18 protein-coding genes and 1 riboswitch are annotated in these 21,368 nt (G+C 42.4%); of the genes, 10 read left to right on the top strand and 8 right to left on the bottom strand.

Annotated features, from left to right (window positions below):
* The 5 genes from CWB72_RS02070 to CWB72_RS02050 all read right to left on the bottom strand — a co-directional run bounded on the left by CWB72_RS02070 (nt 1) and on the right by CWB72_RS02050 (nt 5,902).
* Entirely contained in the window at nt 1-1,134 is a 1,134-nt protein-coding gene (locus CWB72_RS02070; protein ID WP_138628877.1) for an enoyl-CoA hydratase/isomerase family protein, read from the bottom strand.
* Nucleotides 1,134-1,910, bottom strand: coding sequence for an enoyl-CoA hydratase (locus CWB72_RS02065; RefSeq protein ID WP_138568457.1), 777 nt, complete (start codon nt 1,908-1,910; stop codon nt 1,134-1,136). Before CWB72_RS02065 ends, CWB72_RS02070 begins: the two co-directional genes overlap by 1 nt.
* Before the next feature lie 13 nt (nt 1,911-1,923).
* Nucleotides 1,924-3,081, bottom strand: coding sequence for an acyl-CoA dehydrogenase family protein (locus CWB72_RS02060; protein ID WP_138478713.1), 1,158 nt, complete (start codon nt 3,079-3,081; stop codon nt 1,924-1,926).
* A gap of 75 nt (nt 3,082-3,156) precedes the next feature.
* On the bottom strand, nt 3,157-4,647 hold the full coding sequence (locus CWB72_RS02055) for a CoA-acylating methylmalonate-semialdehyde dehydrogenase (RefSeq protein WP_138628875.1): 1,491 nt from the start codon (nt 4,645-4,647) through the stop codon (nt 3,157-3,159).
* A 76-nt stretch (nt 4,648-4,723) separates the two neighbouring features.
* Nucleotides 4,724-5,902 carry a thiolase family protein gene (locus CWB72_RS02050; RefSeq protein ID WP_138628873.1) on the bottom strand — a complete coding sequence of 393 codons (1,179 nt, stop codon included), beginning with the start codon at nt 5,900-5,902 and terminating at the stop codon, nt 4,724-4,726.
* Between the two features lie 316 nt (nt 5,903-6,218).
* Here CWB72_RS02050 and CWB72_RS02045 point away from each other — a divergent pair, with 316 nt between their 5' ends.
* The 10 genes from CWB72_RS02045 to CWB72_RS02000 all read left to right on the top strand — a co-directional run bounded on the left by CWB72_RS02045 (nt 6,219) and on the right by CWB72_RS02000 (nt 16,586).
* Nucleotides 6,219-6,623: a MerR family transcriptional regulator gene (locus CWB72_RS02045; protein ID WP_130255787.1), complete on the top strand. Its 405-nt coding sequence runs from the start codon at nt 6,219-6,221 to the stop codon at nt 6,621-6,623.
* A gap of 36 nt (nt 6,624-6,659) precedes the next feature.
* Entirely contained in the window at nt 6,660-7,835 is a 1,176-nt protein-coding gene (locus CWB72_RS02040) for an isovaleryl-CoA dehydrogenase (RefSeq protein ID WP_138478705.1), read from the top strand.
* 9 nt (nt 7,836-7,844) lie between these two features.
* Nucleotides 7,845-9,452, top strand: coding sequence for a carboxyl transferase domain-containing protein (locus tag CWB72_RS02035; protein ID WP_138628871.1), 1,608 nt, complete (start codon nt 7,845-7,847; stop codon nt 9,450-9,452).
* A gap of 10 nt (nt 9,453-9,462) precedes the next feature.
* Nucleotides 9,463-10,245, top strand: coding sequence for an enoyl-CoA hydratase-related protein (locus CWB72_RS02030; protein ID WP_138628869.1), 783 nt, complete (start codon nt 9,463-9,465; stop codon nt 10,243-10,245).
* A gap of 10 nt (nt 10,246-10,255) precedes the next feature.
* Nucleotides 10,256-12,220, top strand: coding sequence for an acetyl/propionyl/methylcrotonyl-CoA carboxylase subunit alpha (locus CWB72_RS02025; protein WP_138628867.1), 1,965 nt, complete (start codon nt 10,256-10,258; stop codon nt 12,218-12,220).
* A 1-nt stretch (nt 12,221) separates the two neighbouring features.
* Nucleotides 12,222-13,127, top strand: a complete 906-nt coding sequence (locus CWB72_RS02020) for a hydroxymethylglutaryl-CoA lyase (protein WP_138628865.1) — start codon at nt 12,222-12,224, stop codon at nt 13,125-13,127.
* Nucleotides 13,128-13,192: 65 nt separating this feature from the next.
* On the top strand, nt 13,193-13,891 hold the full coding sequence (locus CWB72_RS02015; RefSeq protein WP_138628863.1) for a CoA transferase subunit A: 699 nt from the start codon (nt 13,193-13,195) through the stop codon (nt 13,889-13,891).
* 11 nt (nt 13,892-13,902) lie between these two features.
* Nucleotides 13,903-14,559, top strand: a complete 657-nt coding sequence (locus tag CWB72_RS02010; protein ID WP_138628861.1) for a CoA transferase subunit B — start codon at nt 13,903-13,905, stop codon at nt 14,557-14,559.
* Between the two features lie 154 nt (nt 14,560-14,713).
* Nucleotides 14,714-14,914, top strand: a complete 201-nt coding sequence (locus CWB72_RS02005; RefSeq protein ID WP_138568467.1) for a hypothetical protein — start codon at nt 14,714-14,716, stop codon at nt 14,912-14,914.
* A 163-nt stretch (nt 14,915-15,077) separates the two neighbouring features.
* Nucleotides 15,078-16,586 carry a Calx-beta domain-containing protein gene (locus CWB72_RS02000; protein WP_138628859.1) on the top strand — a complete coding sequence of 503 codons (1,509 nt, stop codon included), beginning with the start codon at nt 15,078-15,080 and terminating at the stop codon, nt 16,584-16,586.
* 146 nt (nt 16,587-16,732) lie between these two features.
* Here the strand turns inward: CWB72_RS02000 and CWB72_RS01995 are convergent, their stop codons facing one another.
* The 3 genes from CWB72_RS01995 to nhaD form a co-directional block, all read right to left on the bottom strand.
* A complete protein-coding gene (locus CWB72_RS01995) occupies nt 16,733-18,055 on the bottom strand; it encodes a sodium-dependent transporter (RefSeq protein ID WP_138628857.1) in 1,323 nt (440 codons plus the stop codon).
* 193 nt (nt 18,056-18,248) lie between these two features.
* On the bottom strand, nt 18,249-19,595 hold the full coding sequence (gene lysC, locus CWB72_RS01990) for a lysine-sensitive aspartokinase 3 (protein WP_138628855.1): 1,347 nt from the start codon (nt 19,593-19,595) through the stop codon (nt 18,249-18,251).
* Between the two features lie 81 nt (nt 19,596-19,676).
* A riboswitch (Lysine riboswitch) is annotated at nt 19,677-19,850 on the bottom strand.
* Between the two features lie 130 nt (nt 19,851-19,980).
* Complete coding sequence (gene nhaD / locus CWB72_RS01985) at nt 19,981-21,228, bottom strand: sodium:proton antiporter NhaD (RefSeq protein ID WP_138482439.1); 1,248 nt, start codon at nt 21,226-21,228, stop codon at nt 19,981-19,983.
* Nucleotides 21,229-21,368: the final 140 nt, after the last annotated feature.

Raw genomic sequence — 21,368 nt, 5'->3', positions numbered from 1 at the left:
TTACAAACCTTGAAGAGGATGTTCTGACCAACGCGCTTCGAAGAAAACGTTAATCGCGTCATCTGTCACACTTTGTGTATTTTCAAACTTCCATTTAGGTGCGCCATCTTTATCGATTAATAATGCACGAACACCTTCTTTAAATTCACCGAATTCACCCGCAGCCACTGACAAACCAAGCTCTAATCTAAAGCAGTCAGCTAAACTCAAACCTTGTGCGCGCTTGAGTTGTTCGCTGACAAGCTTTGCACTTAATGGTGAGCCATGTTTCAGTGATTTTTGTGCGCGAGTTAGCCATTTGTTATCCGTTGCGTCAAGAGACAAAATGGCATCGATTTGCGACTCTAAGCTGTCTTTAGTTTCAAGTTCTGCTAGCACAGATTGTAGTGGTTCAATTTCGCTCGCAGGTTCGTTACTCGATTGGTTTTGTTGTGAATGCAACAGCTCAGACAACAAGCCATGATTATACTCAGCGCTGTTTTTCCAATCTGTACCCAGTAAATTTGCTAATACCTCACCGTAAAGCTCGGCATTCACAAAATGATCTGCCAGACCAACAAATTGTGCATCTTTGGCATTAATTGACGCGCCTGTAAGGCCTAAGAATAAACCTACACCTGCTGGCATCTTATTTAAGAAATAGCTGCCACCTACATCTGGGTATAAACCAATAGTGATCTCAGGCATGGCAATACGGGCTGATTCAGTCACAACGCGGTGACTTGCACCTGCCATTAGGCCTAAGCCACCACCCATGATGATGCCATTACCCCAAAGTAAGATAGGCTTTTCATAAGTGTGGATTTGATAATCAAGTGTATATTCTTCGCTGAAGAAGGTTTCGATGTGGTTATTACCGTCATTTGCAGCCATTGCTTTGTATAAGCTGACTACATCGCCACCAGCGCAAAACGCTTTATCACCATGACCTTTTAAAACTACCAAAGCGATGGCATCGTCATTAGCCCATTCGGTTAGCTGAGGGGCTAATAAGCGGATCATATCTAAGTTGAGTGCATTCAGTGCTTTTGGCACATTTAAGGTGGCAAACGCCACCTTTTTGCCATTATCACAGTCAGCCAACTCAAATACGACTGGCGCATCTGCTTGGTTTAGTAACTGTAATTTTGCCATTACCCGTTCACCCAATTAGCTTTACGCTTTTCTAAGAATGCGTTAACGCCTTCTTTTTGGTCTTGCGTATCAAACAAGGTGACAAATAGTTCACGCTCTAGCGGAAGCGCACTGTTGATTGTACCTGTACGACCTTTTTGAATAAGCGCTTTACAAGCCGTCACCGCCACTGGACTTTGATCAGCTACTTTCTCAGCTAGAGCAAGTGCAGCTTTCAAGGCCTCACCTGTTTCAACCACTTCTTCAACTAGCCCAATTTGTTGTGCTTTGTCAGCTTTTAGACGTTCACCACATAAAATCATGCGCTTAGCCCAACCTTCGCCAACAAGCCACGAAAGATTTTGTGTACCACCAGCACAAGGCAGTAAACCCACTTTAGCTTCTGGTAACGCCATTTGCGCTTGGCTTTCAGCAATACGAATATCACAAGCCAATGCCACTTCAAGGCCGCCGCCCATTGCAAAGCCATTGATAGCCGCAATCGAAACACCTCTAAAATCGCTCAAGGTTTCGAACGCTTCACCGAATACACGAGACATGTCAGCAGCAACTCCTTTGTCGCCGTCTGCAAAAACGTTTAAGTCGGCACCAGCTGAGAAGAATTTCTCGCCTTCACCTGTGATCACTAAAGCGTAAATTTCTTTATCTTGATTTAACTCGATTACAAGGTTCTTTAAACCTACCAAGGTATCGCGCGTCCATGTATTCGCAGGCGGGTTGCTCATTGTTACTACCGCGATGTTACCCTGCTTTTCTAATTTAAGTTGTGCAGTCATTTTGGTTTCCTTATTACAATACGCTTGGCGCGCCTTCAGCTAAAATACGACGACCGATAATCACGCGCATGATCTCATTGGTGCCTTCAAGAATTTGGTGAACACGTACATCACGAACATGACGCTCTAGCGGATATTCTTTGATGTAACCGTAACCACCGTGAATTTGTAATGCGTCGTCACACACTTTAAAACCAACATCAGTAGCGAATCGTTTTGCCATTGCACAGTAAGTGGTTTTTTCACTGTCGTTGGTGTCTAGTTTGAATGCCGCAAGGCGAACCATTTGACGGGCAGCAACAAGCTCAGTATTCATGTCTGCAATCTTGAACTGTAGCGCTTGGAATGCCGCAAGGGGTTTACCAAACTGTTCGCGTTCAGTCATATATTGCTTAGCTGTGTTAAGCGCTTGCTGTGCAGTACCGATTGAACAAGTTGCAATGTTAATACGACCACCGTCTAAGCCTTGCATTGCAAACTTAAATCCTTCGCCTTCAGCACCCATGAGATTTGCAGCAGGAATACGAACGTTTTCAAGGGTTACAAGACGTGTAGGTTGTGCATTCCAACCCATTTTTTCTTCGGCTTTACCGTATGAAATACCTTCAGCATCTGCTGGTACAACAAACGCAGAAATACCTTTTGGACCTGCTTCACCAGTACGTGCCATTACCACAAGTACGTCAGTTTCACCAGCACCTGAGATAAACATTTTCGAGCCGTTCAATACATAGCTGTCGCCATCTTTATCAGCTTTAGTTTTAAGTGACGCAGCATCAGAACCTGAGCCTGGCTCAGTTAAGCAATAAGACGCTAACAATTCACCCATCACTAGTTGATCGATGTATTGCTCTTTAACTGCATCAGTACCAAAGCTTGCAATCATCCAAGTTGCCATGTTGTGGATTGTTAGCATGGCGGTTGTTGCTGTACAGCCCATAGCAAGCTGTTCAAAAATAATGCTTGAATCTAAACGTGATAAACCAAGGCCACCTGCCTCTTCTGGCGTGTATAAACCACAAAAGCCCAGTTCACCGGCTTTTTTAATCACGTCTTTAGGGAAAATATGTTCACGGTCCCACAGCGCAGCGTTTGGCGCTAGTTCACTCATCGCGAATTGATATGCTGTTTCGGCAAATGCCTGTTGATCTTCATTTAGATTAAAGTCCATAAAAGACCTCTTGTTGTCAAAGGTGAGCCGCTCATGTCGGCTCACATTGTTATTATAAAAATTAAAATGAAAGGATTAACGTAGGTTGATGCTCATATTCGGGCCAGTCACGACCTCATCATCAAACCAACGTGAAGTCACCGTTTTCGTTTCTGTGTAGAAACGTACACCTTGCTTACCGTAGGTGTGTTGGTCACCGTAGAAAGAGTTTTTCCAACCTGTGAACGAGAAGAAAGGCAGTGGCACAGGAATTGGAATATTAATACCCACTTGACCTACTTCGATTTGCTGTTGGAATTTACGCGCTGCTGCACCACTTGCTGTGAATAGAGACGTACCGTTACCATAAGGGTTACGGTTAATTAGCGCAATTGCTTCGTCTAGCGTATCAACAAATACGCAACATAAAACTGGACCAAAGATTTCTTCTTTGTAGATTTCCATCTCTTCAGTCACATCAGTAAACAGCGTCGGGCCTACCCAGTTACCTGCTTCATAACCTTTAACAGTGTAGTCTGAACCATCGACTAAACAGGTTGCACCTTGATCTTTACCACTTTGAATTAGTGAAAGAATTCTTTGTTTGGCTTGTGGTGTCGTTTGCGGGCCATAAGCCGCTTCTGGGTCATCCCAAAGACCAGGGCGAACGCCTTCAAAGCCTTTTTTAATGTCTTCTACCCACTCTTTCGATGAGCCCACAAATACAGCCACTGAAATACCCATACAACGTTGACCACCAGCACCCACTGACGCACCAACTAAGTTATTTACTGTTTGCGCTTTTGCCGCATCAGGCATGATTACCATGTGGTTTTTAGCACCAACACAAGCTTGAACACGTTTCTTGTGCTGTGTGCCTTTGCTGTAAATGTAATGACCTACATTACAAGAACCAACAAAAGAAACCGCTTTGATTTCTGGCGCTTCTAGAATTTGGTCAACCTGGTCTTTTGTACCATGTACAACTTGTAGTACCCCTTTTGGTGCACCTGCCTCTTCGAATAGCTCAACTAAACGCATTGGCGTCAATGGATCTTGCTCTGATGGCTTAAGTACAAAAGTGTTACCGCATACGATCGCCATTGGGAACATCCAAAGTGGGATCATTGCTGGGAAGTTAAATGGGGTAATACCTGCACACACACCTAAAGGCTGCGTGTAAGAATAGGTATCGATGTTACGAGCAACGTTTTCAACAGTTTCACCCATCATCATTGCAGGGGCATTTGCAGCTTGCTCAACCACTTCAATACCACGCCATACATCGCCTTTTGCGTCTTCGAACGTCTTACCTAATTCATGACAGATAATGGTCGCAATTTCTTCTTGGTGCTCTTTTAAAAGCGCCGCGTACTTCATCATAATACGAGCACGCTCTGGTACTGGTACGTTGCGCCAAGTTTTAAATGCTTCTTGTGCAGAATCAATCGCTGCTTTTACTTCTTGCTCTGTCGCACAAGGTACTTTTGCAAGTACTTCTTGGTTTGCTGGATTAACAACATCAATCCATTGCTCTGATGATGATTGAGTGAACTCGCCATTGATGTATAAAGGTACTTGGTGCATTTGCACTCCTCCCCTGGTAAATAGAAAAAAGGCACCGCTGTTATATTATTTATACGGTGCCTACAACTTGGTGTGATTAAACTTCGACTGCCAGTGCAACCGCTTCACCACCACCGATACACAGTGATGCAACACCTTTTGAAAGGCCGCGATTACGTAGGGCATGAATAAGAGTAACTAGGATACGCGCACCACTTGCACCGATTGGGTGACCAAGGGCACATGCACCACCATTAACGTTAACTTTGCTTTGCTCAAGACCTAGCTCGTTGATTGCTAGCATAGTCACCATGGCAAATGCTTCGTTGATTTCCCATAAATCTACGTCAGCTTTGTCCCAGCCCGCTTTTTCAAGTAGCGTGTTCATTGCACCAACTGGCGCAACCGTAAATTCTGCTGGCGCTTGTGAGTGAGTCGCGTGAGCAACTACTTTACAAAGTGGTGTTAAGCCTTGCTTCTTAGCTTCTGATTCGCTCATCAGAATAAGTGCTGCCGCACCATCTGAGATTGAAGAAGAGTTTGCGGCGGTAATCGTGCCGTCTTTTTTGAATGCTGGACGTAAACCTGGAATTTTGTCTGGACGTGCATTACCTGGCTGCTCGTCAATCGCGACTTCAACATCACCTTTACGCGTTTTTAACACATGAGGAACTACTTCGTTATTGAAGCTGCCGTTTTCAATTGCTTCATTTGCTTTGCTTAGAGAGCTAAGCGCAAACTCATCCATTTCTTCACGCGTGATGCCATAATCATCCGCGGTTGCTTGTGCAAAACAACCCATCGCTTTGTTGTCGTAAGCATCTTCAAGACCATCGGCCATCATGTGATCTTTAATCTCACCATGACCCATACGCATTCCACCACGCGCTTTAGGAATGAAATACGGTGAGTTAGTCATGCTTTCCATACCACCTGCGATTGCAGATGAAATGCTGCCTGCTTTGATTAAGTCGTGAGCAAGCATGGCTGCTTTTAAACCTGAGCCACATACCTTGTTAATTGTTGTTGCGCCGGTTGAACGCGCTAGACCTGCATGCAGCATAGCTTGACGTGCTGGTGCTTGACCAAGACCTGCCGGTAATACACAACCCATGATCACTTCATCAATTGATGCGTCCGTAAGCCCTGTTTCGCTCATAACGCTTTTGATTGCAGTTGCGCCAAGATCTGTTGCGCTTGCGCCTGAAAGTGCACCCATAAAGCCACCCATCGGGGTACGTTTTGCTGCTACGATTACAACTGCTTCGTTACTCATGTTAAACTCCTGTTCACAAGCTTCTTGCTTGTTTGTTTCAAATTGATGATTTGAGCATACCTAATATTTACGTTTACGCCAACGTAAATCTAAAATCAAGTTAATTGCGTTGACTTAAACTGTAAACTTAAGTTGCACGTTTTCCTTGCCAATACTGCTAGAAACTGCGAAAAGGCGGTTTATTTAATTAGAACTGCATTAAATATTCACTATTTTTGTTAACACTCAATAATACATTCCCCAAAACGCAACTTTACCTTTACGTAAACTTCACTTATATTGGTCTAATCTGTTTTGAAGTAAGTGTTAAACAATTATGCAAGATAACCTTAACGAACCTACATTCTCTATTAGCGAATTGGCTAAGGAATTTGACATTACCACCCGTTCTATTCGTTTTTATGAAGATCAGGGATTAATTTCGCCAGAGCGAAATGGTCAAACCCGCATTTATTCAAAACGAGACAAAGTACGTCTAAAACTTATCTTACGCGGCAAGCGTTTAGGCTTCACCCTGGCTGAAACAGGCCGATTATTTGAACTATACGATGCCGATAAATCAAGTGCGAAACAGCTCACCACTATGCTGGCGTTAATAGAAGAAAAGAAAGCTGATTTAAGTCAACAAATGGATGACATTAAAGTGGTTTTGATGGAACTCGTTACCGCAGAGCGTCGTTGTCACGACACCCTAAAAGAGCTTGAAAAGCACGAAGACTAAATAAATTTATAATAACTCTCACACAGGATAACCAAGATGAGCACTGTATCTTTATATAAAGAATTAAACTTTGGATTAGGTGAAACAGCTGACATGATACGTGATCATGTAAACAGCTTTGCAAGTGCTGAAATTGCACCACTTGCTGAGAAAACTGATTTAGACAATGCATTCCCAAATCAACTTTGGCCACAATTCGGTGAGATGGGCTTATTAGGTATTACCGTACCTGAAGAATTTGGTGGTGCAAATATGGGCTACCTTGAACACGTAATTGCGATTGAAGAGATCAGCCGTGCAAGTGCCTCTATCGGTTTAAGCTATGGCGCTCACTCTAACCTGTGTGTAAACCAAATTAACCGCAACGGTAACGACGCGCAAAAACAAAAGTATCTGCCTAAGTTAATTAGCGGCGAACACATTGGCGCACTTGCTATGAGTGAGCCAAATGCTGGTTCTGACGTTGTTTCTATGAAGCTAAAAGCAGAAAAGAAAGGCGATAAGTACATTCTTAATGGTAATAAAATGTGGATCACCAATGGGCCAGACGCAGATGTGTTAGTCGTTTATGCAAAGACTGATTTAGAAGCTGGTTCTAAAGGGATCACAGCATTCATCATTGAAAAAGACTTCCCAGGTTTTTCTACCGCACAAAAGCTAGATAAATTAGGTATGCGCGGCTCAAACACCTGTGAACTGGTTTTTGAAGACTGTGAAGTACCAGAAGAAAACATTCTAGGCACCCTAAACGAAGGTGTTAAGGTGCTAATGAGTGGTCTTGATTATGAGCGTGTTGTGCTTGCAGGTGGACCACTGGGTATTATGCAAGCGTGTATGGACATTGTTGTGCCGTATATTCACGAGCGTAAACAGTTCAATAAATCAATTGGTGAGTTCCAGTTAATTCAAGGTAAAGTCGCTGACATGTATACGCAAATGAATGCTGCGCGTTCATACGTATACACGGTAGCAAAAGCTTGTGACCGTGGTGAAACAACCCGTAAAGATGCTGCAGGTGCCATTTTATATGCTGCAGAGTTGGCAACTAAGCTTGCACTAGATGCGATCCAAATTTTAGGTGGTAATGGTTACATCAACGAATACGCTACTGGTCGTCTACTTCGTGATGCCAAACTTTATGAGATTGGTGCGGGTACGTCTGAAATTCGCCGTATGTTGATTGGTCGTGAACTATTCACAGAAAGCCGCTAAGGACACACCATGACTGTTTTAAACTCATCTATTAATGTGCATGACAGTCAGTTTAAAGCAAACAGTGAAGCCATGGCTTCACTGGTTGCAGATTTAAACGACAAAGTTGCTCAACTTGCACAAGGCGGTGGTGAATCACTTATCGCTCGTCATGAAAGTCGCGGAAAAATGTTTGTTCGTGACCGTATCAATACCCTTCTCGACGAAGGTTCTCCTTTTCTAGAAATCTCTCAATTTGCTGCGTTCGGCGTATACGAGCAAGATATACCTTGTGCAGGTGTGGTTGCTGGTATCGGCCGAGTTCAAGGCGTTGAGTGTATGATTGTCGGTAACGATGCAACCGTAAAAGGCGGCACTTACTTCCCACTGACTGTTAAAAAGCACCTACGCGCCCAAGAAATCGCAGAGCGCTGTCATTTACCTTGTATCTATTTAGTTGATTCAGGGGGCGCTAACTTACCTGAACAAGATGAAGTATTCCCAGACAAATTGCATTTCGGTCGTATTTTTTATAACCAAGCACGTATGTCAGCCAAAGGCATACCGCAAATTGCCGTAGTAATGGGTTTATGTACCGCAGGTGGTGCGTATGTTCCAGCAATGGCAGATGAAAGTATCATCGTCAAAGAGCAAGGCACGATTTTCTTAGCTGGCCCACCACTGGTTAAAGCTGCAACAGGTGAAGAAGTTTCTGCTGAAGACTTAGGCGGTGCAGATGTTCATTGTAAAACGTCAGGTGTTGCCGATCACTATGCAGAAAACGACGAACATGCGCTATCGATTGCTCGTCAATGTGTTGCCCGTTTAAACCATCAACGCCCTACTGCGCCAATACTTAAAGACATTAAACCACCACGTTACGATATTCGTGAAGTGTATGGCATTGTCGGTACGGATCTGAAAAAACCATTCGATGTACGTGAAGTAATTGCACGTATTGTTGATGATTCACAATTTGACGAATTCAAGCGCTTCTTTGGTGAAACCCTGGTTACTGGCTTTGCTGAAATCTACGGCCACCCAGTAGGGATTGTTGCCAACAACGGTATCTTATTCTCTGAGTCGGCACAAAAAGGCGCACACTTTATTCAGTTATGTGCACAGCGCGACATCCCTTTGCTGTTCTTACAAAATATTACTGGCTTTATGGTTGGTCAAAAATACGAAGCAGAAGGTATCGCCAAACACGGTGCCAAAATGGTAACCGCTGTATCTTGTGCTGACGTACCAAAGTTTACGGTATTAATTGGTGGCTCATACGGCGCGGGTAACTATGGTATGTGTGGTCGCGCTTACGAGCCTACCATGATGTGGATGTGGCCAAACGCGCGTATTTCAGTGATGGGCGGTGAACAAGCTGCGGGTGTGCTAACGCAAGTACGTCAAGATGGTCTTGCACGTAAAGGTTTAAGCATGACTGACGATGAAGTTGCTGAGTTCAAAAAGCCAATTGTTGCGCAATATGAAGAGCAAGGTCACCCTTATTATGCAAGCGCCCGTTTATGGGATGACGGCATAATTGACCCAGCTGATACACGTACTGTTTTAGGTCTTGCCCTTGAGGCCGCAGCTAACGCGCCGAAGCAAGAATCTAAGTTTGGCATTTTCAGAATGTAAGGAGCGCACTATGTCGGTCACTTTAAATATAACAAAAACAAAAGTGGCGATTTTAGAACTAAGTCGCCCTGAAAAACATAACGCCTTTGACTCTCATGTGATGAACGAGTTGATCCAATGTATTGAGCATGCAAATAGCCTTGATATCCGCGCTTTGGTTTTAAAAACCGAAGGTAAGCACTTCTCAGCAGGTGCCGACCTTGGTTGGATGAAATCAATGGCCGGTAATAACTACGATGAAAACGTTGCAGATTCCCAGCAACTTGCAAAGTTAATGCATGTATTGGCTACCAGCCCCCACCCAACTCTGTGTTTAGTGCAAGGTGCAGCATTTGGTGGTGCACTGGGTTTAATCGCCTGTTGTGACATTGCAGTGGCTACAAGCAAAGCTAAATTTTGTTTGAGCGAAGTTAAACTAGGTCTTATTCCTGCGGTTATTAGCCCTTATGTCATTAAAGCCATCGGTGAGCGCCAAGCGCGTCGTTACTTCTTAACGGCCGAAGTGTTTATGGCTGAAAAAGCGCTAGATATAGGCTTAATCCATGACATTAATGATGACCTAGCTGCTGCACAAGACCAATTTGTTGAACTTTTACTGAACAACGGCCCTGCAGCTGTTAAATCTGCAAAATCATTAATTAATGAAGTGGCTAATCGAGACATTGATGCAGAGCTGATCCTTCATACAGCAAAACGCATTGCTGAAATCAGAGTAAGTGAAGAAGGTCAAGAGGGCTTATCTGCATTTTTCGATAAACGTGCGCCAAATTGGCAAACCGCCGCAAAGCAATAAGGTCATCACTATGTTAAAGAAAATTCTAATTGCGAACCGTGGTGAAATTGCCTGCCGCGTTATGAAAACAGCTAAACGCTTAGGTTTGCGTACTGTTGCCGTTTATTCAGATGCAGATGACAATGCCCTGCATGTTAAACAGGCTGACGAAGCCTACCATATTGGACCAGCACCAAGTAAAGATTCTTACCTAGTTGCTGATAGAGTACTAGAAGTCGCCAAGCTCGCTGGTGCTGATTGTATTCACCCGGGCTATGGCTTCTTATCTGAGAACGATATTTTTGCTCAAAAGTGTGAAGACTCGGGTATTGCTTTTTTAGGACCACTTGCAAGCTCTATTGAAGCGATGGGTTCAAAAACTCGTGCTAAAGAGATAATGGCTGAAGCCAATGTACCGCTTGTGCCTGGTTACTATGGTCAAAACCAAGATGTCGACTTTTTAACGGCAGAAGCTGAGAAAATTGGTTATCCAGTGCTTATCAAAGCTGCGTTTGGCGGCGGTGGTAAAGGCATGCGCGTTGTGCGCGAAGCGTCAGAGTTTGTAAGCGCGTTAGAAGGCGCAAAGCGTGAAGCACTTGCAGGGTTTGGTAACGACCTAGTTTTGCTAGAGCGCTACGTAGATACACCGCGTCACGTTGAAGTTCAAGTCTTTGCAGATACGCACGGTAATTGTGTTTATTTAGGTGACCGCGATTGCTCTTTACAACGCCGTCACCAAAAAGTGATTGAAGAAGCCCCTGCCCCAAGTTTATCTGACGAACTTCGCCGCGAGATGGGTGAAGCAGCGGTACGTTGTGCTCAGGCGATTAACTATCGTGGTGCAGGTACGGTTGAGTTTTTACTATGTGGCGAAGAATTCTTCTTTATGGAAATGAACACGCGCCTGCAAGTAGAGCATCCAGTTACTGAAATGGTCACCGGCCTTGACCTTGTAGAGTGGCAAATTCGTGTCGCAAGTGGTGAGGTGCTTCCTCTTAAACAAGAGCAAGTGACTTTGTCAGGCCATAGCTTTGAAGCGCGTATTTACGCTGAAGATCCGACAGAAAACTTTATGCCATACTCGGGCACACTGACACACTTATCTTTCCCAGTTGAAAACCAAGGCGTGCGTGTTGATACAGGTGTGCAATCGGGTGCAGAGATCAGCCCTTTCTACGACCCAATGATCGCCAAGTTAATTGTGCATGGCGCAGATCGTAAAACTGCATTGTTAAAGCTTCACCACGCACTTGAAGAAGTGCATTTATCGGGTGTTAAATCCAACATTGCGTTTTTACATCACCTATCGGGACACGATACTTTTGTTGCAGGTGCGCCAGATACCCACTTTATTGATACACAAACTGATGTATTAACTGTTGAGCATGCCCCTGAAGAAATGATCTCATTGATTGCATCAGCCGCTTACTTAGCAAATAAACAAAACCAAGCGAACTTTGCTGCGGCTAAATCACCTTGGCAAAGTGCCTTAGGCTTTAAGCTAAACCAAGCTGCATCTGTGGTTGTGCCGTTTGATGGATTGAACATTAGGGCATTCGTTGAAGACAATGGCTTTAAATTAACGGTGAATGGTAACGAACATACAGTTTCAGCAACTCTTAACGGTGAGTCACTAACTATCAATCTTGATGGCCGCATTTATAAAGCCTGCACACTCGTCAACGACGAGCAAGTGACAGTGATGTTTAGTGCCTTTGTACGTACTTTTGATTTACGTTCTAAACATTACATTAGCCAACATGAGCATGAAGAAGCACCATTAGCAGCGCCGCTAAACGGTACGGTTGTTAAACATCTTGTTGAAGTGGGTGCTGAAGTTGCTAAAGGTGATGCTGTCGTGGTTATTGAAGCCATGAAGATGGAGTACACGCTTAACGCCCCATTTGCAGGCACACTAACCAGCTATTGCTTTGCTGAAGGCGAATTAGTTAGCCACGGTGCCCTACTTGCCATCGTTGATGAAGCGGAGGCATAACATGGCGTACCCAACTCAAGTCAAAATCGTTGAAGTCGGTGCCCGTGATGGCTTACAAAATGAAAGTAAAGTCACCACAGAGCAAAAGATAACCCTGTTAAATGGGTTATCTGAAGCTGGTATGGTTCATCTTGAGGCTGGTGCGTTTGTATCGCCTAAATGGGTGCCACAAATGGCGGACTCGGCTGAAGTTATAAAAGGTTTATCTGTTGCCGATAATGCACAGCTTTCAGCCTTAACACCAAACTTAAAAGGTGCACAAGCCGCTCTTGAATGTGGCATTACAGAGTTCGCAATTTTTACCGCGGCCAGCGAGGCATTCACACAAAAGAACATTAATTGCTCTATTGAAGAAAGTATTGAGCGCTTTAAACCTGTGGTTGAACTAGCACAGCAGCATAACGTTAAAGTTCGCGGCTATGTCAGTTGTGTGGTTGGTTGCCCTTACCAAGGCGAAGTGCTGCCAGAAGCCGTGTTGGATGTGTGTAAACAATTGTTGGCTCTTGGCTGTTACGAGATTAGCTTAGGCGACACCATAGGCGTTGGTACACCAGGTAAAGTAAAAAAACTGCTTGATTTACTTATTAAAGACCTGCCTTTAGACAAGCTGGCTGTGCACTTTCACGATACCTACGGCCAAGCTATCGCCAACATCCACACGGCACTAGAAATGGGCATTAGTACAATAGACAGCGCCGTTGCAGGCCTTGGCGGCTGCCCTTATGCACAAGGTGCGTCAGGAAATGTTGCCACTGAGGATGTAATTTACTTGCTTGAAGGACTTGGCATAAGTACCCAAATTGATTTAGAAAGACTTGCTAGCGCAGGTTGGGCTATCTGTGATGCCTTAAATAAGCCCCCTGCCAGCAAAGTTTCTTTAGCATTACGTGCGAAGTGCGAACAATAAAAAATGATAGCTGCGTGAGCATAATGCTCGCGCTCTTTTGACAAACAAAAGTTAGGAGTGGTCTTATGGCCGGTTTTGATAAAGTAGTAAATACCTACGCCGAAGCAATGGCGGGTTTAAAAGATGGTGACACCATCATCGCCGGTGGTTTTGGTTTGTGTGGGATCCCTGAAGGTTTAATTGCAGAAATTAAACGTCTACAAACCAAAGAGCTGACTGTTGTCTCTAACAACTGTGGTGTTGATGACTTTGGTTTAGGTATTTTATTACAAGACCGTCAGATCAAAAAAATCATCGCCTCTTATGTTGGTGAAAACGCCCTTTTCGAACAGCAATTACTAGACGGCATCATCGACGTTGAGTTAACACCACAAGGTACATTGGCTGAGAAAATGCGTGCCGGTGGTGCAGGTATTCCTGGTTTCTATACTGCAACAGGTTACGGTACACCGATTGCTGAAGGTAAAGAAGTAAAAGAGTTCAACGGCCGCCCTTATATTCTTGAAGAATCAATCACAGGTGAATTTGCCATCGTAAAGGCATGGAAAGCAGACCGTTACGGCAACCTTGTGTTCCGCCATACAGCAATGAACTTCAACCCTATGGCTGCAACGGCGGGCAAAATTACCGTTGCTGAAGTTGAAGAAATCGTTGAGCCGGGTGAACTAGAACCAAGTCAAATTCACACACCAGGCATTTATGTAAACCGTGTTATCAAAGGCGACTTTGAAAAACGCATCGAACGCGTTACAACCAGTAAGTAAGGAGAATAACAATGGCTTTATCTCGTGAACAAGTTGCAATGCGTGTTGCGCAAGAGCTTCAAGACGGTTATTACGTTAATTTAGGTATTGGTATTCCTACCCTAGTTGCCAACTATGTACCTGATGGCATTAAAGTTATGCTGCAATCAGAAAATGGCTTATTAGGCATGGGTCCATACCCTACTGAAGACCAAGTTGATGCAGATATGATCAACGCGGGTAAAGAAACCGTGACAGCAGCGACAGGTGCCGCTATTTTTAATAGTGCTGAAAGCTTTGCCATGATCCGTGGTGGTCATGTAGACTTAACGGTTCTAGGTGCATTTGAAGTTGACCAAGAAGGTAATATTGCTTCTTGGATGATCCCGAAAAAATTAATCAAAGGCATGGGTGGCGCGATGGATTTAGTTGCCGGCGCACAAAACATCATCGTTACTATGACCCATGCTAGTAAACATGGCGACTCTAAATTATTAGAGAAATGCTCGCTACCTTTAACAGGCGTTAATTGCGTTAAGAAAATCGTGACTGACCTTGCCGTATTAGAAGTTAAAGATGGCGCATTTTATTTGCTAGAACGCGCGCCGGGTGTTACTGTTGATGAAATTATAAGCAAAACAGCGGGTAAGCTAATCGTTGAAGGCGATATCCCCGAAATGCAGTTCTAATTCAGTGTCGACAATAACAACACTAATGTACCGACCTCATTCCCAGTGCTAATGCACTGAGTTACCCAAAACCCCTCAATAGAGGGGTTTTTTTTACACTTTTATATTTTATAATTCTACAAAATTAGATTTTGCTTTTAGAAATAAGTTTTATATGAACCAAACATTTAAAGTTATTCCTCCCACTACCAAGGTATTCTGTAGTGAACGTGGTGAAGGTTGGACGTTAACCGGTATTACAGATATTAATGAGCATACTTCAGTGATGTTTAACGGTACTCGTTACACTATTCCTGCCAAAAAGATTATTGAGGAACTTTTACCCAACTTCGAAAAACAAATACAAAAGGATTAATTTATATTTGCAAAATGTTAACTAAAAAGGAATAATAGCGTCATCTGCAAAGATAATAATGGATGCGCCTGCACTTGACGGACTAAGATCCACATCAGTTTGGATTTGATGTGTCATTACTTTGTGTTTTCTTTAGTTACGGAACTGTATTTAGGATTGCACTATGTATAAGTCTTTCACACTATCATCTTTAGCGTTTGCCATATCAGCAACATCTTTTAATTTATATGCGAACGAGTGTAAAGGTGAACTCTACGGAATAAATTCTGGTCGTGGTGAAACTGGTATTCTATTCAACATCACTGATCAACTGTCATCAGTTAACGCCAATTCAGTTGCTAAATTTAGCTCATCAGCCTTGGCGTATGACTCTAGCCAAAATCGTATGTACTATGTATCTGCGCCTAGACAGATTAAGTATAAAGTCGATATAAGCCACCTCAATCTTTCAAGTGAAGAAAAAAAGAATTTACCAATTGCTGGAAGTCGATTTAAGTATACTAAACTTGCCTATTACGATTTTGCATCACAGTCACATGTTGAGGTTGGACGAACAAAAGGCGTGATTGCACTTGCTTATGATCAAACTAATAATCGTTTAATCGGCAGCTCATCGACAAAGTTATACGAAATTAACCCTCAGACAGGTGACTACAATCAACTTGCTGAATTAAATAACCTCAGTGGCAAGTATCGTGGTGATTTAGCTTTTTATGATGATGCTCTTATTCTTGTAACAAGTAGCAGTGTGTATGAGGTAAATACCGCAGATTTTTCACTGGAGAAACTATCTAGTCATGGTTTACAAGCGGTAACAGGCTCAACCATTGATCATGATGGCAACCTAATTATTAGCCGTACCAAAATTAATGACCAAGGTCATTTGAATAAGTCTGAGTTATTTAAGTTAAACCCTCACTCTGGTAATACATGTTTCATCACAGAGCTGCCTATTCGTCTCAACGATTTAGCAACTAACACAAAAGAGACAACGACTTGTTACTCAGCACCTATTTGTGAAACTGATCCATTACCTTCAGTGACAGTATCATCCGTAATTGATACTGTCACTGAAGGCGGTACGCTCGAGTTTGCAATTAATCTTTCTGATACCTACTTTGAAGATGTCGAAATAGAAGTTGAAGCCATTGCAGGATCTGCAACCTCAAGCGATTACAGCTTTGCTACACAAACTTTAACGTTTGCTACTGGTGAAACGCAAAAGACCATAACCATTCCTACAATTGATAACAATGAATATAGCGAAGCAAAGACTTTCTCAATTCAAGCAAGCGCAATATTAAATAGTACCGGTAGTTCAATTGCACCTGCAACAATATTAAATGATGATCCAGCCTGTACACCTGTGCCTTACACCAAAATAAACTATCAATTCATCAGTGAAAGCGCTGGTTACAACAATGATTGGGGGTTAAAAGTCAATCACCAATTCATTAAGTTATTAGATGAGTATGGCGGTACAGGAAGCTATCAACTCCCTTCAGCAACGCATTTCGATTATGCATTAGCATTAAATGGAAACGCTTCAAACCTGGGTCAGAACTTTAGGTGGCATGGTCAAAAACAATATTGGGAAGATCAGAATGATGCCGATTATAATGATTTTGTAGTGAAGGTCTGGACGGAACAAATTCAAGTAGGCTGTAATTAAGTTAAGTCAGTCTTTATCTCTACTGACACTTAATACATTTAAAAAGTCTGATGCTTTCATTAGACGTTTTTTTATGAAATGTGATGTAATTTATTACAAATAAAAAAGCCTTGGGACTACCAAGGCTTTTCTAGTCTACGCCGACACTATTTCAAAGCAACATTAACAAATACAGCCGTCATCAAAATAGGGCAAATAAATCGTACATATTGCGCGAAGTAATAATGGAAACCACTTCTTGCCTCTAAAAGCTTATTGCCTCTATGCCACATCCAACCAACTGTAATGAAGTAAAATAGTCCCATCAGAGGTAATTGGTAATGGGTCAATACACTTATTATAAGTCCAAACAACCATTCAAAATTAAGTATAATTGTCGTGGAGACCAGTATAATTACTAAAGTGACCCATATTGTTGCGTTTTTACGCCTAAAGCCATGGTTTTCTACTAAAAAAGACACCGGTATCTCAGTTGAAGAGATGGTTGAGGTAAGAGCTGCAATAGACATAAGTACAAAAAAGCTTAGGCCTACAAATAGACCTATTTGGCCCATATTCATAAATAGCTCTGGCAGAACGGCAAAAATCAAGCGACCTTCACCAATCAACTTACCATCTTGGAAAACCTCCACGCCACTTTGCTGTGCGACGAATATTGCAGGAATGATTAGCAACCCAGCTAGAAAAGCAACACAGGTATCAAGTAAGGCAACACTTGCGGTTAATTTAGGTAGATTTTCATTTGGCTTCAAATATGAGCCGTAGATCATCATGCAGCCAACCCCTAATGAGAGTGAGAAGAAAGCTTGGCCCATAGCAGCAATAACCAAATCAGGATCTGTTACTTTTGAAAAATCTGGAACTAAATAAGCTTTAAAACCCTCTATAGAACCTTCAAGGGTTGCCATATAGCCAATTAGACCTATAAGTAACAACAATAATAAAGGCATTAGCCTTCTAGACCATGCCTCAATACCTGACTTAACACCTTTCAAAATGATACTAGCAGTAAGCAGCAACATAAGCGGCGTGAAAATGAAGTTCCTCAATGTCGAGTCACCTTTCAAGAATTCAGCTATCTCATTTAGTTCTAATAACCTTGCCAGTGGTTCAATTGAAAAGGCGAGCATCCAACCAGCAACGATCGAGTAAAAACTTAACATCACAATGGCACCACATAGGCCGACATAACCTGCTGTAGATCCTATTTTAGGATTACTATCCTGCCATGCCTGATTAAGTGCTTTAACTGGGTTAGATTGTGCCTGGTGACCAATATACAACTCTGTGTATAAAGCAGGTAAAGCCAAGAGAAATATAACGGCAAAGTACACTAATAAAAATGCACCACCGCCGTGGTTTGCAGCTTGGGTGGGAAACCCCCAAATATTTCCAAGCCCTACAGCAGCACCAGCAGCTGCCAAAACAAAGCCTAGGCGACTTTGAAAGCCATCACGCAATTGAGCCATTTTGATATCTTTATGTTTTTGTTATAGACGTATGAGTATACGCAAGTTAAAACCCTTTGCGAAGCAACTGAGTTTAATAACATAGAGTTTCTAGTTATGGTACTGACACTTTCTATCAAAAATTTGAATTAAAAAAGCGAGCTGAGTATTAATGCTCAGCTCGCTTGATAGAATTTAACAATGAAACGCCTTCTTAACACGCTTCTAGCAGTTGCGCATGTATCGACTGAACAACGTTATCTGATTCACTTTGTTCAACTAAAAAGCACAAATTGTGCTTACTTGCGCCATGGCAAATTAAACGAATGTTAAAGCCTTTAAGGACATTCATAAAATTCACTTCGTGTTGACGAAGCTGGATCTCAGAACCTATCAGGGCAACTAGTGTCAGATTCGTTTCTACAGTTACATGACAGAATTCACTCAATTCTTCTAAACACGCTTGATCAAGTTCAGGTCTAGATGAACTCAAGGCATTATCAAGTGTGATGGCAACACTGATCTCAGAAGTGGTTACCAAATCTACCGAGATATTAAATTTACTTAAAATAGTAAAAATACGCGCTAAAAAACCACTCGCTAACAACATTTCAGGGCTCTTTAATGTTAAAAGTATTTGATTTTTACGTTGTGTAACTGCTCTAATCCCAGCTTTTGATTCGGTTTCTTTTTCAATCCAAGTGCCACCGGCTTGAGGTTCGCGACTAGAACCAACAAAGACAGCTATACCGCTGCGACTCGCAGGTAAGATGGTTGCTGGGTGTAATACCTTTGCACCAAAAGTGGCCATCTCAGCCGCTTCATCAAAGCTCAATCGTGCAATCGGTGACGCTTTTTTACATAAACGAGGATCTGTGCTGAATATGCCTACAACATCTGTCCATATCTGTACGCTTTGTGCACCTATCGCTTCCGCCAATAATGCGGCGCTGTAATCTGAACCACCTCTGCCTAGCGTGGTTGTTTGTCCATAGGTATCACTGCCAATAAAACCTTGTGTTACTAACACTTTGTCTGCAAGTTGTGGCAATAAATGCTGCTCTGCTGCGCTTGCAGTTGCACTCACGTCAGGCGTTGCTTTACCAAACTGGTTATCTGTTTTAAGTACTTGCCGTACATCAAACCTGTCAGCAGCAACCCCTAGATTACGTAATACTTGAGTAAATAGAAAAGCGGATAGTCGCTCACCGAAGCTAAGCATTTCGTCACACTGCTGTGCACTTAACGCAGGGAGTTCAGCCAGTTCTTCAAACTCGCTAATTGTTTGAGAGAAGCCGGTTGCTAAGTCTGCATCTAGTGTCAGTTTTTCTAAAATGGCGTCCTGAATATCAAGTACAGCTTTAACCAGGGTTTTACGCTCTGCTAAATCGGCTTTTTGCTGAGTTAATGTCACTAGGTGATTAGTAACACCTGCACTGGCACTCACTACTACAATACGTACTTGATTATCATCATGAATAATTTGTGCACAGCGATGCATTGCTTCAAAGTTGGCGACACTTGTACCACCAAACTTAGCAACTGTGAACTGGGAAGTCATTTTATCTCCTTTATGAACACTGTGTGTTCAACAACAATAAGGAGAACTCGGCAAGAATATACGGATAGATTTGATATGCTCATTGCCAGAAGCTCTCCACCATAAATCGGTGACAGTTCCGAGGATTCAGCCTCGTAAACCGAAAAATAGCAGCGACGTACTGATATTCTTCTCGGCGAACACTTCCCTCACTGACTGTCATCGGTATACGTCACCTCAAACCAGCTACCTAAGTTTCGCGCCTCTTCTGTTTATTTTGCGTAATCTAAGCTGAACTTAGGCAAAATAAAACCCGCGCAAACGCAAGTTTGTGCGGGTTTTTAAAAAGTAACTTTTAGACGTCTAGGTGTCAAGTACTGTTTTAACTAATTTGTACTTAAAGCTTCTAAATCATCATGCCTGCGTAATAAGCACCTACATAACCTACTGAATAAGCTATAAGTAGATAAAAGAACATACGTAAGTAGCTCACAAATGTCAGTGCTTTAACCTTGTTCATTGCAATAATGCCTGCAGCAGAGCCGATGATCAGCATTGAACCACCAACCCCCGTTGCATAGGTAAACATTAGCCACTGCTGTGTAGACATAGTGATATCAGCTTTTAAAAGTGCCGCAGTTAAAGGCACGTTATCTACTGCTGCGGACATAATACCAACAATGTAATTCGCATACTCGGGTTTTAGATAGTCATACAACTGAGTGAACTTAACTAAGAAACCCACTTCTTTTAGTGCGCCAACCACAAGTAAGATACCAACGAAGAACAGCAGCGTGTCGTATTCTATCTCGCGAATGTAGTCAATAATTTTACGGTTTACGTCTTTTTTACGCATTAAGAACTGAGCAACTAAGAACATCAGTGACAAGCCAAATAACATGGTTAATAAAGGTGGCACTTGATACTCAACACTCAAAAATAAAGTAGAAAAAACCGTTAATGCAAAAATACACGCTATTGTTACATCCGTTTTCTCGATACGACGTGTTTGTTCTTTTTCAAACACAATCGTTTCATTCATGCCAAATGACAGCAATGTAGCCAACACGATTACGCTCACAATCGCTGGAGCCACGAGCAATAATAAGTCTGGAATGGTTACTTTATCGGCAAGAAATATCATAAGTGTTGTCACATCGCCTGTGATCAATGATACTCCCCCTGAGTTGACACTAAATATGATTAAAGTTGCATATTTTATAAGCTTCTTTGGGTCTAATTTCAGCGACATAACAACAGCTAATGAAATAAGCGTTGCTGTAATATTGTCTGAAATTGACGAAAATACAAAAGCGGCAATGCCAACCAGGAACATGAGTTTACGTTCGCTGATTTGTGATGGCATGACACGGTGCACGATATTTTGTATAAAGCCTTTAGAGTTTAGATAAGCGACGAAAGTCATGGTGGCCATTAAAAATAGCCACAAGGTTGCTATCTCTAATATGTTGTGGTTTAGCTCATGTTGTACATTTTCTGGGCTTTGACCATGTATTGGAGATATAAAGGCGATAATCCAACATAAAGTACCAAAAAAAAGTGTAGTTTTGGCCTTGTTTACATGGATTATATCCTCTATAACGATGAGCACAAAAGCTATCGCTATCAGTGTTAGGATTATAGTAGTAACCATAATGCGTAAACAACCTGTGTTTAAAAATTAACAAAAATGGTGGGTAACGTAAGTCGGCGCAGATTCTAGCATTATAGGTACATGTAAGCTATCAATATAAGTATAAAATACGGTCTTTTTTCACAAAAAAGACACAAAGT

This window comes from Pseudoalteromonas phenolica, from assembly GCF_005886345.1.
Lineage (GTDB): Bacteria > Pseudomonadota > Gammaproteobacteria > Enterobacterales > Alteromonadaceae > Pseudoalteromonas > Pseudoalteromonas phenolica_A.
The sequence above is the reverse complement of the archived record's forward strand: the minus strand, read 5'-3'. Positions and strand labels throughout refer to the sequence as shown.

Coding starts and splice junctions, on each gene's coding strand:
- CWB72_RS02015 (WP_138628863.1), top strand. CDS start 13,193: ATGGCCGGTTTTGATAAAGTAGTAAATACCTACGCCGAAGCAATGGCG.
- CWB72_RS02020 (WP_138628865.1), top strand. CDS start 12,222: ATGGCGTACCCAACTCAAGTCAAAATCGTTGAAGTCGGTGCCCGTGAT.
- CWB72_RS02025 (WP_138628867.1), top strand. CDS start 10,256: ATGTTAAAGAAAATTCTAATTGCGAACCGTGGTGAAATTGCCTGCCGC.
- nhaD (WP_138482439.1), bottom strand. CDS start 21,228: ATGGTTACTACTATAATCCTAACACTGATAGCGATAGCTTTTGTGCTC.
- CWB72_RS02070 (WP_138628877.1), bottom strand. CDS start 1,134: ATGGCAAAATTACAGTTACTAAACCAAGCAGATGCGCCAGTCGTATTT.
- lysC (WP_138628855.1), bottom strand. CDS start 19,595: ATGACTTCCCAGTTCACAGTTGCTAAGTTTGGTGGTACAAGTGTCGCC.
- CWB72_RS02050 (WP_138628873.1), bottom strand. CDS start 5,902: ATGAGTAACGAAGCAGTTGTAATCGTAGCAGCAAAACGTACCCCGATG.
- CWB72_RS02005 (WP_138568467.1), top strand. CDS start 14,714: ATGAACCAAACATTTAAAGTTATTCCTCCCACTACCAAGGTATTCTGT.
- CWB72_RS02055 (WP_138628875.1), bottom strand. CDS start 4,647: ATGCACCAAGTACCTTTATACATCAATGGCGAGTTCACTCAATCATCA.
- CWB72_RS02035 (WP_138628871.1), top strand. CDS start 7,845: ATGACTGTTTTAAACTCATCTATTAATGTGCATGACAGTCAGTTTAAA.
- CWB72_RS02030 (WP_138628869.1), top strand. CDS start 9,463: ATGTCGGTCACTTTAAATATAACAAAAACAAAAGTGGCGATTTTAGAA.
- CWB72_RS02045 (WP_130255787.1), top strand. CDS start 6,219: ATGCAAGATAACCTTAACGAACCTACATTCTCTATTAGCGAATTGGCT.
- CWB72_RS02065 (WP_138568457.1), bottom strand. CDS start 1,910: ATGACTGCACAACTTAAATTAGAAAAGCAGGGTAACATCGCGGTAGTA.
- CWB72_RS02040 (WP_138478705.1), top strand. CDS start 6,660: ATGAGCACTGTATCTTTATATAAAGAATTAAACTTTGGATTAGGTGAA.
- CWB72_RS02010 (WP_138628861.1), top strand. CDS start 13,903: ATGGCTTTATCTCGTGAACAAGTTGCAATGCGTGTTGCGCAAGAGCTT.
- CWB72_RS02000 (WP_138628859.1), top strand. CDS start 15,078: ATGTATAAGTCTTTCACACTATCATCTTTAGCGTTTGCCATATCAGCA.
- CWB72_RS01995 (WP_138628857.1), bottom strand. CDS start 18,055: ATGGCTCAATTGCGTGATGGCTTTCAAAGTCGCCTAGGCTTTGTTTTG.
- CWB72_RS02060 (WP_138478713.1), bottom strand. CDS start 3,081: ATGGACTTTAATCTAAATGAAGATCAACAGGCATTTGCCGAAACAGCA.